The sequence below is a fragment of the Streptomyces sp. ADMS genome (assembly GCF_033441795.1).
GTDB lineage: Bacteria > Actinomycetota > Actinomycetes > Streptomycetales > Streptomycetaceae > Streptomyces.
In genome coordinates, this window is sequence record NZ_JAVFVX010000091.1 from 1 (window position 1) to 13,090 (window position 13,090).

13 protein-coding genes and 3 pseudogenes are annotated in these 13,090 nt (G+C 70.5%); 6 read left to right on the forward strand and 10 right to left on the reverse strand.

Annotation, left to right across the window (positions count from 1 at the left end; genetic code table 11):
• Positions 1-368, reverse strand: a pseudogene (locus RB628_RS30065) (hypothetical protein); the annotation flags it as partial.
• A 56-nt stretch (positions 369-424) separates the two neighbouring features.
• Here RB628_RS30065 and RB628_RS30070 point away from each other — a divergent pair.
• Positions 425-622 (forward strand): annotated as a pseudogene (locus RB628_RS30070) (STAS domain-containing protein); the annotation flags it as partial.
• A gap of 30 nt (positions 623-652) precedes the next feature.
• Here RB628_RS30070 and RB628_RS30075 read toward each other — a convergent pair.
• The gene (locus tag RB628_RS30075; RefSeq protein ID WP_318323690.1) at positions 653-1,681 is read right to left on the reverse strand and encodes a sigma-70 family RNA polymerase sigma factor; all 1,029 of its coding nucleotides are present in this window, start codon (positions 1,679-1,681) and stop codon (positions 653-655) included.
• Positions 1,682-1,781: 100 nt separating this feature from the next.
• On the opposite strand from RB628_RS30075, the pseudogene RB628_RS42725 reads away from it, so the two are divergent.
• Positions 1,782-1,935 (forward strand): annotated as a pseudogene (locus RB628_RS42725) (cobyrinic acid a,c-diamide synthase); the annotation flags it as partial.
• An 82-nt stretch (positions 1,936-2,017) separates the two neighbouring features.
• On the opposite strand, the gene RB628_RS30080 reads toward RB628_RS42725, so the two are convergent.
• Positions 2,018-3,280: an MFS transporter gene (locus RB628_RS30080; RefSeq protein WP_318323691.1), complete on the reverse strand. Its 1,263-nt coding sequence runs from the start codon at positions 3,278-3,280 to the stop codon at positions 2,018-2,020.
• 63 nt (positions 3,281-3,343) lie between these two features.
• Here RB628_RS30080 and RB628_RS30085 point away from each other — a divergent pair, with 63 nt between their 5' ends.
• Positions 3,344-4,297, forward strand: a complete 954-nt coding sequence (locus RB628_RS30085) for a LysR family transcriptional regulator (RefSeq protein ID WP_318323692.1) — start codon at positions 3,344-3,346, stop codon at positions 4,295-4,297.
• Positions 4,298-4,384: 87 nt separating this feature from the next.
• On the opposite strand, the gene RB628_RS30090 is transcribed toward RB628_RS30085, so the two are convergent.
• On the reverse strand, positions 4,385-5,146 hold the full coding sequence (locus RB628_RS30090; protein WP_318323694.1) for a prolyl oligopeptidase family serine peptidase: 762 nt from the start codon (positions 5,144-5,146) through the stop codon (positions 4,385-4,387).
• 133 nt (positions 5,147-5,279) lie between these two features.
• On the opposite strand from RB628_RS30090, the gene RB628_RS30095 reads away from it, so the two are divergent.
• Positions 5,280-6,494, forward strand: a complete 1,215-nt coding sequence (locus RB628_RS30095) for an adenosine deaminase (RefSeq protein ID WP_318323696.1) — start codon at positions 5,280-5,282, stop codon at positions 6,492-6,494.
• A gap of 135 nt (positions 6,495-6,629) precedes the next feature.
• Positions 6,630-6,989 carry an ATP-binding protein gene (locus RB628_RS30100; protein WP_318323697.1) on the forward strand — a complete coding sequence of 120 codons (360 nt, stop codon included), beginning with the start codon at positions 6,630-6,632 and terminating at the stop codon, positions 6,987-6,989.
• A gap of 97 nt (positions 6,990-7,086) precedes the next feature.
• Here RB628_RS30100 and RB628_RS30105 read toward each other — a convergent pair whose 3' ends face one another.
• The 5 genes from RB628_RS30105 to afsQ1 all read right to left on the reverse strand — a co-directional run bounded on the left by RB628_RS30105 (position 7,087) and on the right by afsQ1 (position 11,117).
• Positions 7,087-7,296: a PspC domain-containing protein gene (locus tag RB628_RS30105; protein WP_318323698.1), complete on the reverse strand. Its 210-nt coding sequence runs from the start codon at positions 7,294-7,296 to the stop codon at positions 7,087-7,089.
• Positions 7,297-7,389: 93 nt separating this feature from the next.
• On the reverse strand, positions 7,390-7,944 hold the full coding sequence (locus tag RB628_RS30110; protein WP_318323699.1) for a VanZ family protein: 555 nt from the start codon (positions 7,942-7,944) through the stop codon (positions 7,390-7,392).
• Between the two features lie 256 nt (positions 7,945-8,200).
• On the reverse strand, positions 8,201-8,857 hold the full coding sequence (locus RB628_RS30115; protein WP_318323700.1) for a hypothetical protein: 657 nt from the start codon (positions 8,855-8,857) through the stop codon (positions 8,201-8,203).
• On the reverse strand, positions 8,854-10,443 hold the full coding sequence (locus RB628_RS30120) for a HAMP domain-containing sensor histidine kinase (RefSeq protein WP_318323701.1): 1,590 nt from the start codon (positions 10,441-10,443) through the stop codon (positions 8,854-8,856). The genes RB628_RS30115 and RB628_RS30120 overlap by 4 nt, the downstream gene beginning before the upstream one ends.
• Positions 10,440-11,117, reverse strand: coding sequence for a two-component system response regulator AfsQ1 (gene afsQ1 / locus RB628_RS30125; protein ID WP_318323702.1), 678 nt, complete (start codon positions 11,115-11,117; stop codon positions 10,440-10,442). Before afsQ1 ends, RB628_RS30120 begins: the two co-directional genes overlap by 4 nt.
• 263 nt (positions 11,118-11,380) lie before the next feature.
• Here afsQ1 and RB628_RS30130 point away from each other — a divergent pair, with 263 nt between their 5' ends.
• The gene (locus RB628_RS30130) at positions 11,381-12,172 is read left to right on the forward strand and encodes a SigE family RNA polymerase sigma factor (RefSeq protein ID WP_318323704.1); all 792 of its coding nucleotides are present in this window, start codon (positions 11,381-11,383) and stop codon (positions 12,170-12,172) included.
• Between the two features lie 206 nt (positions 12,173-12,378).
• On the opposite strand, the gene RB628_RS30135 is transcribed toward RB628_RS30130, so the two are convergent.
• On the reverse strand, positions 12,379-13,053 hold the full coding sequence (locus RB628_RS30135) for a uridine kinase (RefSeq protein WP_318323727.1): 675 nt from the start codon (positions 13,051-13,053) through the stop codon (positions 12,379-12,381).
• Positions 13,054-13,090: the final 37 nt, after the last annotated feature.

Below are 13,090 nucleotides of genomic sequence, written 5' to 3' on the forward strand. Positions count from 1 at the left end.
TGATGGCACGGCCCGTTCATCAGGGCCGAAGCGGGGGCCTGGGGGCGGTATCCCCCGGCGAGGCCCGCACCAGCACCGGCAAGCACTCCACCCCGACCACTAAGCTGCCCCGCGTACGTGAGCGGGTTCTGGGCGGCGGGCAGGGCCGAGGGCACCACCGCGTCGAGCAGGGGCGCTCCGTGCAGGCCGACGACGCCGGTGGCCGCCCGGGCGGCCACCGGCCGGCCCACCGACTTCTGGACGATCGGCAGCAGCACGTGACCCCGCTCGCAGCCGTGCAGCGGCAGGGCGCTGCCGCACAGGGAGAGACCGAGGGCGAGCAGGACCGTGGGGACGGACATGGCGCCGATCAGGGTCTGCGGATGCATGACACGGGTGGGCGATGAATTACGTGTGCCGGTCCGGTCTACCGATCGTGGACGCCATGACACCCGCTGTACTCGTGCTGGTCGGTCCCGTCACCCGGAACGAGGTGCCGAGGCTGTGCGAGGCCGTGCGTGTGCTGCTGGGGGCCGCTGGTGGCGGAGTGGTGGTGTGCGATGTGGCGGGGCTGGGGCCGCCGGGGCTGGGTACGGTGGAGCTGCTGGCCCGGCTCCAGCTCACGGCTCGCCGGGCCGGAGGCGGGATACGCCTCCGGGACCCCTCGCCCGCCCTACTCACCTTCCTGGATCTGGTCGGCCTTCGCTTCGGCATCGAGGGGCAGCGAGAGAGGGAGACCGAACAGCGGGAACCAGCGCTTGGTGTCGAGGAAGCAGTGGAACCCGGTGATCCGGCCGTCTGAGATCTCCAGTACCTGGACCGCCCAGGGGGAGAAGCCGCCCGTCTCCTCGTCCGGTTTGTACTGGGCGAAGCCCGGCAGCCCGTTGACGGCGACCGGTACGAGGTGCGAGCCCGCGCAGGGGGCGCCGAGCGTCGTCATGAAGCCCGTGATGTCCTCCGGCCCGGTCAGCCACAGGTCGAACGGCGGCATCGTCATGACGGCGTCCTCGTGCAACAGCGCGGTGAGCGCCGTCATGTCGTATCCCTCGAACGCGGCGACGTAGCGTTCGAGCAGTTTCTGCTGCTCTTCGTCGAGAGGGTCGGAGACGGTGGCGTCGGCGCCGGCACGGTCGCGCTCGGCGAGTGTGGCCCGGGCCCGCTGCAGGGCGCTGTTGACGGACGCGACCGAGGTGTCGAGAAGCTCGGCGACCTCGCTCGCCTTCCAGGCCAGCACCTCGCGGAGGATCAGCACGGCCCTTTGTTTCGCGGGGAGTTGCTGCAGGGCGGCCATGAAGGCGAGCCGCACGGACTCCTTGGCCACGGCGGCCTCCGCCGGGTCCTCGACCGTGGGCAGCACGCGGGCGTCCGGCATCGGCTCCAGCCAGGCGTTGTCGGGGCGGGTGGACAGGGCGGCCCGGGCGAGGGGGGCGGAGTCGGTGAGGTCCATGGGGCGGGCGCGTTTGCTGCCTGCGGTCAGCATGTCCAGGCAGACGTTCGTGGCGATGCGGTACAGCCACGAGCGGAGGCTGGAGCGTCCTTCGAACTTCCCGTGACTCCGCCAGGCGCGGACCATGGTGTCCTGCACGGCGTCCTCGGCCTCGAAGGAAAAGCCGAGCATGCGGTAGCAGTACCCGGTCAGTTCGACGCGGTGCTGTTCCAGTTTCACGTCGAGATCTGTCGCAGTAGCCGTACTGTCACCCATCGCCAACCCACCCCATGGCTGTCTTCGTCGCCTCATCGCGACCCAACACGATGAAAGCTAGCGCAGCCCACTGACAACGGCTCGTGGAGCGGGAAAAGGTGCAGGTGAGAAGGTTTTCTCGCCCCCGCCACCCCTACCCGTCCCATCCCTGGGGGCTACGCCCCCGGACCCCCGCGACGCCCCTCAACGGGCCTTGTCCTCAAACGCCGGACGGGCTGAAACACCCGGAACTGGGCCGGGCTGAAGGAGCGGCGGGGGTGGGTGGACGGGTGAGCGGGTGGGAAACACGGCTTGGGCTGCAGCAGCGTTGCCCTCTGTCGCCCGAACCCCGGGGGGTCATGCCACGCGAAGACTCCGCGCCGCCCGAGACCCCATCACCGTGATCCCCACAACCCCGAGCACCGCCAGCAATCCCAACGCCACCGTCCCCGACCAGCCCCCGGCGTGGAACGCCACCGCCCCCAACGTACTGCCGGCGCTGGAGCCGACGTAGTACGCCGACTGATACAGAGCCGACGCCTGCGCCCGCCCCTCCTTCGCCGTGTGGCTCACCGCCGACGACGCCACCGCGTGCCCCGCGAAGAACCCCGCCGTGATCAGCACCAGGCCCAGCAGAACCAGCGCCAGGGCGTCCGACAGAGACAGCAGCAGCCCCGTCGTCGTCGTACCGCCGGCCAGGTACAGCGCACCTCGCCGCCCCAGGCGGGCCACCAGCTTCCCCGCCGTCGACGCCGACACCGTACCCACCAGATACACCAGGAACACCGAGCCGACGATGCCTTGCGGCAGGCCGAACGGCGCCTCCGTCAGGCGGTAGCCGATCACCGTGTAGACCGCGCCGAACACCGTCATGAACAGCGCGCCGATCGCGTACAGACGCCGCAGCAACGGGTTCGCCAGGTGCGTACGGACCGCACGCGCCAGGACCCGGGGGCGCAGCGAGCCCGTCCGGAAGTGCTTCGGCGCGGGCAGCAGCAGCCGGAAGGCCACCGCGCAGCCCACCGCGACCACACCGATCACGGCCACCGCGACCCGCCAGCCCCACTCCTGCGCGACCCAGCCCGTGATGACCCGGCCGCTCATCCCGCCCACGCTGTTGCCGGCCACGAACAGACCGATCGCCGTGATCAGCGCCTTCGGCCGGACCTCCTCTGCCAGATACGCCGTCGCCGACGCCGGCAGCCCCGCCAGCGCGGCGCCCTGCACCGCCCGCAGCGCGATCAGCGCGCCCAGCGACGGGGCGAAGGGGACCAGCAGTCCGACCGTCACCGCCACGGCCAGCGACGCCGTCATCACCGTACGCCGCCCGAACCGTTCCGACAGCGCGCTCATCGGGAGGACGAACAGGGCCAGCGCACCGGTGGCCGCCGACACCGTCCAGCTCGCGTCGCTCGCCGTCACCGCGAAGTCGCCGGAGATCAGTGGCAGCAGTGCCTGTGTGGAGTAGAGGAGGGCGAAGGTCGCGACGCCCGCGAGGAAGAGCGCGAGGCTCATCCGCCGGTAGCCGGGCCCGCCCGGGGCCATCCGGGAGTCGGCAACGGGAAGGGAGGGGGAGGCGGCGACCACTGTCGTGGACGCCACGGTACTGGCAGCAGGCATGTCTCGAAGTTACGTACGCCCCCGTTCATCCGTCCAATGCACGGAAACCCCATAATCGTTCCCATGGTGCATCAGCAGAGGTCAGCCGCACGCCTGTCACCGTCCGGTGACACAGAAGACATCGTCACCGCCCTCGCCCCACGTCTGTCCTACTTCGCCGGAGTGGCCCGCACGGAGCACGTCACCCGCGCCGCCCAGGAGATGCAGGTCCCGCAGTCGACGCTCTCCCGGGCGATGGTCCGCCTCGAACAGGACCTGGGCGTCGACCTGTTCGCGCGCAGGGGACGGAGTGTCTCCCTGACCCCCGCAGGCCGTACGTTCCTCGCCTCCGTGGAACGGGCCCTCGCCGAGATCGAGCGGGCCGCCGACGAGGTACGTGCCGACGCCGACCCCGCCACCGGCAAGGTCGCCTTCGGCTTCCTGCACACCATGGGCGCCGAGACCGTACCCGGCCTGCTGCACGCCTTTCGCGCGGACCATCCCCGCGTCCGTTTCACCCTCGTACAGAACTACGGCGAGGCCATGATCGAACGCCTGCGCTCCGGCGAACTGGACCTCTGCCTCACCTCGCCCGTCCCCGACGCCCCCGACCTGGTCGCCCGCCGCCTGGACGAACAGAAACTCCGCCTGGTGGTCCCCGCCGACCACCGCCTCGCCACCCGCAGACGAGTCCGCCTGGCAGAGGCGGCCGAGGAGACCTTCGTCACCCTGGAGCCCGGCTACGGCCTGCGCCGCATCACCGACGACCTGTGCGGCCAGGCCGGCTTCCGCCCCCGAATCGCCTTCGAGGGAGAGGAGGCGGAGACACTGCGGGGCCTGGTGGCGGCAGGTCTGGGGGTGGCTCTCCTTCCGCCTCCGGCCGTCCCTCGCCCAGGAGTGGCAGAACTGACGGTTACTGCCCCACGTGCGGCACGCGAGATCGGCGTGGCCTGGCTGGACGGCCATCCCGACACCCCGCCGGTGGCAGCGTTCAAGAAGTTCCTGCTCTCGAGGAGGGGCAACCTGCTCCCGGCGTGAGGACGGGCGGGCCTGCCTTCAGAGGCGCGGGGAACTCCGTGACAAGTCCCCACTCACCCGCACCCCGCACACAACCGGTCCGCCCCCCTACCTCCGCAATGACCGCCCGAACCCCGCGGCCAACGGCATCCGCAGCCCCAACGGCGGCGGAGCCATCAGCGCATCCTCGACAGGCCGGGAAAACGCCCGCCCGAACAACGCCCCCATCACGAAGTTCTCCACCAGCGCGTGCACTTCCTGCCGGTACTGGTGCAACCCGTGCCCGTCCGAATGCACTTCGAACCGGCAGATGTCCCGGTTCGCCTTCTTCACCCGCGCCGCGAATCTGAACGACAGTTCGGGATCGGTCCGTTCGTCGTTGGTGCCGTGCACGATCAGCACCCGCCGCCCGCTCAGCTGCCGCACCGGTTCCGGCGGTGCGGCCACATCGTCCGCGGGCAGCCAAGGGGCCAGCGCCAGTACGGAGTTGACGGCCTCGTGATCCGCCGCGCGCAGCGCCGCCCGGCCGCCCATGCCGACGCCGGCGAGACACACGGAGACGTCGCCGTACCGCCGTACGATCTCGTCGGTGGCCCATCGGGCGTCGTGCGCCAGCTGTGCCTCGTTGCCGTTCCAGCCGCGGTAGCGGTAGTGGACGACGTGCACGGCGAGTCCGTCCGCGCGGCCCGCGCGGGCGAGCCGACGGCCCAACGCCCTTACGGATGCGGCCGCCAGCACGGCCGACGGCCTGCGGGTCGAGACCTCGTCGCCGCCGGGCAGCAGCAGAACCGCGCCGCTGACCGACGTCGGTTCCGGGCCCAGTACCTTCCCCAGCCGGGCCTGCCGTACCGGCGTCACTTGGTGTGCCATGTCAGAACAGTGTCAGAAGCATCGGTGTACGCGACCTGTCCTCGCGGTCACCGTTACGTATCGGCGGAAACGTACAGGCGGGGAAAGGGGCACAAGGCAGGTGATCTACGCGCGTAGGAGTTAGAGTGCGGAAATGACGAGCCAGAGTGATCGGACGACGAGTCAGAAGACCGGCCGGAGTGTGACCGCGAGCGCGAGCGCTGTCACGAGCCCTGGGCCCAGCCCCACCCCGGACCAGATCCTCCGCGCCCCCAAGGTCCTCCTCCACGACCACCTCGACGGCGGCCTGCGCCCCGGCACGATCGTCGACCTGGCCCGCGACACGGGCTACACCCAGCTCCCGCAGACCGATCCCGACAAGCTCGGCGCCTGGTTCCGCGACGCCGCGGACTCCGGTTCCCTGGAACGGTACCTGGAGACCTTCGCCCACACCTGCGCCGTCATGCAGACCCGCGACGCCCTCGTCCGGGTCGCCGCCGAGTGCGCCGAGGACCTCGCCGAGGACGGTGTCGTCTACGCCGAGGTGCGGTACGCCCCCGAGCAGCACCTCGAAGGCGGGCTCACCCTCGAAGAGGTCGTCGAGGCCGTCAACGAGGGCTTCCGGGAAGGTGAGCGGCGGGCCCGGGAGAACGGCCACCGGATCCGGGTCGGCGCCCTGCTCACCGCGATGCGGCACGCCGCCCGTTCCCTTGAGATCGCCGAACTGGCGAACCGGTACCGCGACCTGGGCGTCGTCGGCTTCGACATCGCCGGTGCCGAGGCCGGCTTCCCGCCCACCCGGCACCTCGACGCGTTCGAGTACCTCAAGCGCGAGAACAATCACTTCACCATCCACGCCGGCGAGGCCTTCGGGCTCCCCTCCATCTGGCAGGCGCTCCAGTGGTGCGGCGCCGACCGGCTCGGCCACGGTGTGCGCATCATCGACGACATCGAGGTTCTGGATGACGGCTCGGTGAAACTCGGACGCCTGGCCTCCTATGTGCGCGACAAGCGCATCCCCCTCGAACTGTGTCCCAGCTCCAACCTCCAGACGGGCGCCGCAGCCTCCTATGCCGAGCACCCCATCGGGCTGCTGCGCAGGCTTCACTTCCGCGCGACCGTCAATACCGACAACAGGTTGATGTCGGGCACCGGAATGAGCCGGGAATTCGAGCACCTTGTCGAGGCGTTCGGTTATACGCTCGACGACCTGCAATGGTTCTCGGTCAATGCTATGAAGTCAGCATTCATTCCTTTCGATGAACGACTGTCGATGATCAATGACGTCATCAAGCCCGGATACGCCGAGCTGAAATCCGAATGGTTGTTCCGGCAAACCGCTTCCACCAGCGGTTCTGTCGAGGAGTAGGGTTGATCGACAACTCGGGAAAGCGGTCGGGCCGGTGTGGCTCGGCCGCTTTTCGATGTTTGCGGCGGGCGGCTTCCCATGTTTACGGTCGTGGACCGCTCACATCCCCGTCTCGCATTCAAGGACGCATTCACTATGAAGCAGTCTGCTGCCAAGACCCTCGGTGTCGCCGCACTCGGCGCCGCCTTCGCCGCGGCGGGTGCGGGTGCTGCCAACGCCGCCCCGGCCCTCCCCGCCCTCCCGGACTCCGCCGCGCTGGGCTCCGTGACCCAGACGCTGCCCGTGCAGAACGCGACGAAGGCCCTGCCGGGTGCCGCCGAGGCCGTGGCCCAGGGGCAGAGTGCGGTCGGCGCGGGCGTGGCCGCAGCCCAGCCTGCCGTCACGAAGGTGCTGGCCGAGGGCCCGACCGCGCCGGTCGCCGGTCTGCTCGGCGGCCTCCCGCTGCAGGGGCTGCCCACGAAGGGCCTCCCGGTGAACGGCATTCCGCTCGGCTGACCCACGCCGTGACTCGCGCCGATGGGGCGCACCCCTGTGCCGGGGGTGTGCCCCATCGGCGCGCAAGCGGTGTGTCCGGGTCTGTCGTCCGGGTCGGCTACCAGGCGGTACTGGCCTTGTCCCTGTACTTCTCGGACGGCATCAGGATCCACAGGGCTATGTAGAGCACGAACTGCGGTCCGGGCAGCAGACAGGAGAGCACGAAGATCACGCGCATCGTCGTCGTGGAGATGCCGAAGCGCCGTGCCAGCGCGGCACACACTCCGCCGATCATGCGGCCGTTGGTGGGGCGGGCCAGGGCGGTCATGGAGACTCCTCGTGAGTGCGGTGAGGGGTCCGGCTTGTCCGGTCGCCTCATCTGTACTCAACGTTACGGACACATAGGGGGCGAAGCATCCCTCTACGGGGCGATCCCGACCCTGGGAATCGTCGGGGTCCGACCCTGAGCCGCTTCGTCCGTGCGGATGGCCGCCCGGCGCCTGCGGTCGTCGCCCCTGCGGCGGAGCCTGGACCTGAGGGCCGGCACCACGGTGACATGCGCGACGGCCACGCCCACCGTGTTCAGGAGCAGCGAGTCGACGTCCACGACCTGACCGGGGACGCCGGTCTGCAGCAGCTCGATGCCGAGCGAGATCATCGCGCCCGCCATGACCGTACGGACCAGCGAGACGAGCGGGGAGACATCGAGCCGTCCGCCCGCCATCGGCAGCAGCACACCCAGCGGAGCCAGCAGTGCGAGCCCCTCAGCGATACGCCGGGCCGCCTCCTGCCAGCCGAGGGCCAGATCGGCCCGGAGGCCCGCGAAGGGACGCAGGTTGGTGGGCGGCTGCCACGGGACGTCGAGCGGACGCAGCGTGATCCAGGCGACGAGCGCGAGATGGGCGACGAGGAGGACACCTCCCGCCGCACGGATGCGAATCGCGGCACTTTCGCCGCCCCAACCATGACGCTGCACGCCCCCCAAGACGCGGCGGTCGGCACGATCGGTTCCGGGTTGCCCCCGTACAGGGGAGTGAGGCATGTGCCACACGGGGGTCGGCCTGCCTCCCAGGCATGTCCGCCGGGCCGGTCCGTCAAGCGGACCGGGTGAAGTCGGGCGCGGTATCGAGCCCCTCAGGGGCGTCGGGCCGTGTCGATGGGCGGCTCCGCCGCGTGGGCGCGACCAGCCCCCACCGGCCCGCGGCAGGAGGACCGCACGTCCGGCGGAGCGCTCAGGTGCCGTCCGCTGCCGACGACGGCACCTGTGCCCCCGGCCGGGAGCGGACCTCGGGGGTGCACGCGTACCGGCGCGGCGGGTCGGTGTCCGGGCCGCCCAGGACGACGTAGCCGTCTCCCTCGGCGGCGGCCGAGTCGGAGAGGGTGCAGACGATCTGGGCGAGGGCGTACGACGTGAGGTCCTCCGGGGACGTGCTCAGGCGGAGGGCGTCGTCGGGATCCCCCGGACCCGGGCCGCTGACGCTCATTGCGCCGCGTACGTCCGTCGTGTAGCCGGCCTCGGTCTCGCTCGCCGTCGGAGTCTCCGTCAGCTCGTCCAGCAGCCCCTGGGCCACCAGGACGCGCCGCTCCGCCTCCGCCGTACCGTCCGGGATGCGCACGGCCCGGTCGACGGTCACCAGCTGGGAGGCGCAGAGGAGGAAGACCTGGACCGGGACGCCGACGGACGTCCGCGTGGTGGCCTCCGATTCCGAGAGCCCGGAGAGGCCGGAGAGGGAGCACGGGACGCGGGAGGGAGCGGGCCCGAAGTCCGTCGGGACCTCGGTGGCGCGGATCCCGCAGCCGGCGAGCAGCACCACGAGCAGCGGCACGGCCAGCCAGCGGCGTACGCCTCCTGTGTCCCGTACGGTCCGCACGCTCCGTACGTGCGTCACGCGCCCTCCCCGTTGCGGTTCGCGCCGTTCGGCTCGGCCGGTGTCTCCGTCAGTGCCGACGGGTCCCTCGGCAGTCGCAGGGTGAACACCGCGCCGCCCTTCGGGGAGTTGGCGGCGGTGATCTCGCCGCCGTGGATGTGGGCGTTCTCCAGGGCGATGGACAGGCCCAGGCCGCTGCCCTCGGAGCGGGGGCGGGAGGCGCTCGCCTTGTAGAACCGGTCGAAGACGTGCGGCAGCACGTCCTCGGGGATACCCGGACCGTGGTCCTGCACCTCGATCAGCAGATCGGTATCGGTATCGGCATCGCCATCGGATGCGCGCACCGACACCCGTACCGGCGAGCCGCCGTGCTTGAGGGCGTTGCCGATGAGGTTGGCCAGGATGACGTCCAGCCGGCGGGGGTCGAGACGGGACATGATGCCGCGCTCGGCGTCCAGTTCGACCGCGTCCAGCCAGGCGCGGGCGTCGATGCAGGCCGTGATCTGGTCGGCGATGTCGACGTGGTCCAGGACCAGCCGGGCGGTGCCCGCGTCGAAGCGGGTGACCTCCATCAGGTTCTCCACCAGGGAGTTGAGCCGCCGCGTCTCGCTCACCACCAGCTTCACCGCCGGTTCGATCATCGGGTCGATGCTGCCGGTCTCCGCGTCCAGCTCCTCTTCCAGGATCTCCGTCACGGCGGTGATCGCGGTGAGCGGCGTACGCAGTTCGTGGGACATGTCCGCCACGAACCGCCGCGAGGCCTCGTCACGGGCGCTCATGTCGGCCACCCGCGTCTCCAGCGCCTCCGCCGTGTGGTTGAACGTCCGGGCGAGGTCGGCCAGTTCGTCCGTGCCCGACACCCGCAGCCGGGTGTCCAGCTTCCCCTCGCCGAGCCGCCGGGCCGCGATACCGAGGCGCTGTACCGGCTTCAGCACGGTCGTCGCGGCGGCCTGCGCGAGCAGCGCCGAGCCGATCAGCGCGAGGCCGGTGGCGATGCCCAGCGACCAGGCCAGCGAGCTGAGGTCCTTCTCCTCGGGCTCCAGCGACTTCAGCATGTAGCCGGCCGGGCCGCCGCCGATCACCTTCGTGCCCGCGACCAGGTACGGCTTGTCGCCGTCTATGATCCGCTGCCAGTAAAGGTGGTACGGGTACTTGTTGTTCGAGGTGATCGGCTGCTGCCTGCCGACCGCCGTACGCAGCGACTCGGGCACGTCCGCCAGGGAGAAGGTGTCCAGCGCCCCGGAGTTGCCGACGACCGTCCGCCCGCTGTCGTCCTCGGCGACCAGCAGCACACTGAACCGCTGGCTGCTGGCGGCCATCTGGACCGCCGTGTGCTGGAGTTCGTCCTGCGTGGGGTGGGCCGGGAGCACGCCCGCGCGGTTCTGCATCTCCTGCCGGAAGCCGCGCAGCACCGCGTCCTGCGTACGCGTGAGCACGGCCTCGCGGTTGAGCCAGTACGCGATCCCGGACGCCGACACGGCCGCCGTCAGCGCCACCAGCCCGAAGACCACGACCAGTCGCAGCCGCAGGCTGGTGAAGCGCAGCCCGGAAAGTATCGCCTTGCGCGCCGAGGCCCAGCCACGGAGCTTGTCCTGCGGTTTCGTCACTGAGGCGAGTCCAGCCGGTAGCCGACCCCACGGACGGTACGGATCAACGTCGGCGACGACGGCACGTCCTCGACCTTGGCGCGCAGCCGCTGAACACACGCGTCCACCAGCCGGGAGTCGCCCAGGTAGTCGTGCTCCCAGACCAGACGCAGCAACTGCTGCCGGGACAGCGCCTGACCGGGCCGCCTGCTCAGCTCCAGAAGCAGCCGGAGCTCGGTGGGCGTCAGCTGCAGATCCTCGCCGTTCTTCGTCACGGTCATCGCCGAACGGTCGATGACCAGCGAACCGAAGGTCGCCGAGTCGTTCGACTCGCGCTCCCCGCGCCGCAGGACGGCCCGGATACGGGCGTCGAGCACCCGCCCCTGCACGGGTTTGACGACATAGTCGTCGGCGCCGGACTCCAGCCCGACGACCACGTCGATGTCGTCGCTGCGCGCGGTGAGCAGAATGATCGGCAGCTGGTCGGTGCGCCTGATGCGCCGGCACACCTCGAAACCGTCGATGCCGGGCAGCATCACGTCCAGCACGATCAGATCCGGCCGCTGCTCACGCAGCAGTTTCAGACCGTCCTCACCGGTGGCAGCGGTGGCAACCCGGTGGCCCTGGCGCGTCAAAGACAGCTCCAGGGCCGTACGGATGGCGTCGTCGTCCTCGATCAGCAACAGGGAAGGCACGGATGCATTCTGGCCCATGGCCGGGCCGGGCTGCGACTGCCAGGTGATTGTCGGGTGATTTCGGGGTGCCCGCGGGTGTCTACCGCGCCTCGCTGTGACCCCGCTGTGCCATTCCCGTGCTGTTCCTGCGAAGGGGCCCTGTTGCACGCCTGTGACAGTCGGCGGACACCGTCATGAAGTGGCTTGGGCAAGCTTCTCGGCACAGGCAAGGAAGCACCACGAACCGAGCCGAACACCGGGAAGTCCACGACGGGGGGCGCGAGATGAGCACGCTGCACAGCACAAGCGCGAACGCAGTGATCACGCGTCTGCACGACGTCACCCGGGTCGCGGAGAAGTCCGGTGCCGATGGGGGTCCCTCCCGCGCGAGTGGGTTCGAGCGTGGGGGAGGGCGGGGGTGCGTTCGCGGCACCGGGCGTCAGCACACGACGTACATGTCGGTGGTTGACGCACACACGGGGGGAAGCGGCAGCAGTGCCACGGGGGGCACGGGGGCCGCGTACAGGGAGACCACGGGGGAGCGTCGTTCGCTGAGCGAGGCGGAGTTCACCGCCTACGTCCAGGAGCGCCGCGCCTCCCTGTACGCGACCGCCTACCACCTCACCGGTGACCGCTTCGAGGCCGAGGACCTGCTCCAGAGCGCGCTGTTCTCGACGTACCGCGCCTGGGACCGGATCAGTGACAAGGCCGCGGTCGGGGGCTACCTCCGCCGCACGATGACCAACCTGCACATCAGCGCGTGGCGCCGCCGCAAGCTGAACGAGTACCCGACCGAGGAACTGCCGGAGACGGTCGGCGACACGGACGCGATGCGCGGCACGGAACTGCGCGCGGTCCTGTGGCAGGCGCTCGCCCGGCTGCCCGAACTCCAGCGGACGATGCTGGTCCTTCGTTACTACGAGGGCCGCACGGACCCGGAGATCGCGGAGATCCTCGACATCAGTGTCGGCACGGTGAAGTCCAGCATCTGGCGGTCGCTCCGCCGGCTGCGCGAGGACGAGGTCCTCAGCTTCGGCCGTGACGAGGAGGAGTCCTTCGGGGAGCTTGTCGCCTGAGGGTCTGGGGGAGCACCAAATGACGGGGGAGCGGTAAACGGGGGGAAGCACGGGGGAGCACCACCAGGGGGGGGACCACCGGGGTCGGGGGGCCGCGGGGGAGCACCAAAAAAAGCGGGGCTGGAGGGCCGGGGGGTCCATCCAGTCCCGCTTTTGCTTGCTCGTGCGACTGCAGCAGTACGGGGAATACGGGCTGTACGGGGAGATCAGGCCGCCGTGCTCGTCTGTGCCCGGCGGCCCGCCGCGGCGTCCGCCAGCCTGCCCATCGCCTCGTCCCGGTCGCACGCGTACGCGCCCAGGGCCGTCTGGCGGGCCACGATGGAACGCTCGGCGCGCATCAGCCGCCAGCCGCGGCGCACCAGGAACGGCACCGACTTGCGGCCCTCGCGCAGATCCCGCAGGAAGCGCCGGCGGAACGTCCTGACCGGGCCCCGGCTCAGACAGAGCGCGTCGGCGAGGACGCCCTCCTCGCGGCAGCGTTCGACGATCTCGGCGGCGAAGATGCCCTCCGCGATGAACAGCGGCGTCCGGCCGATCTCGACGCGCTCCTCGCCGGTGCGGGCGCTCAGGGAGATGTCGTACACCGGAACGTTAGTACGACCCGTGCGGCACAGTTCCGTGATCGCGGCGACCGCCGTGTCCGCGTCCCACGACTCCGGGTGGTCCCAGTCGATGTCGGTGCTTCCCAGGACCTGCGGCAGCGTCGGGTCGTCGCCCTCCTTGTAGAAGTCGTCGAGCCGCAGGACCGGGAGACCGGAACGGGCCGCGAGGAGGGACTTGCCGGAGCCTGAAGGGCCGCAGAGCAGCACGACTCGCGTGGGTATGGGCGGGTGGGAGGTCACGAGACACCAGTGTGAGGCATCGGGCGCCCACCTGCCCATACCCACGCGAGTCGGCTTGCGTCACACCTCAACTACC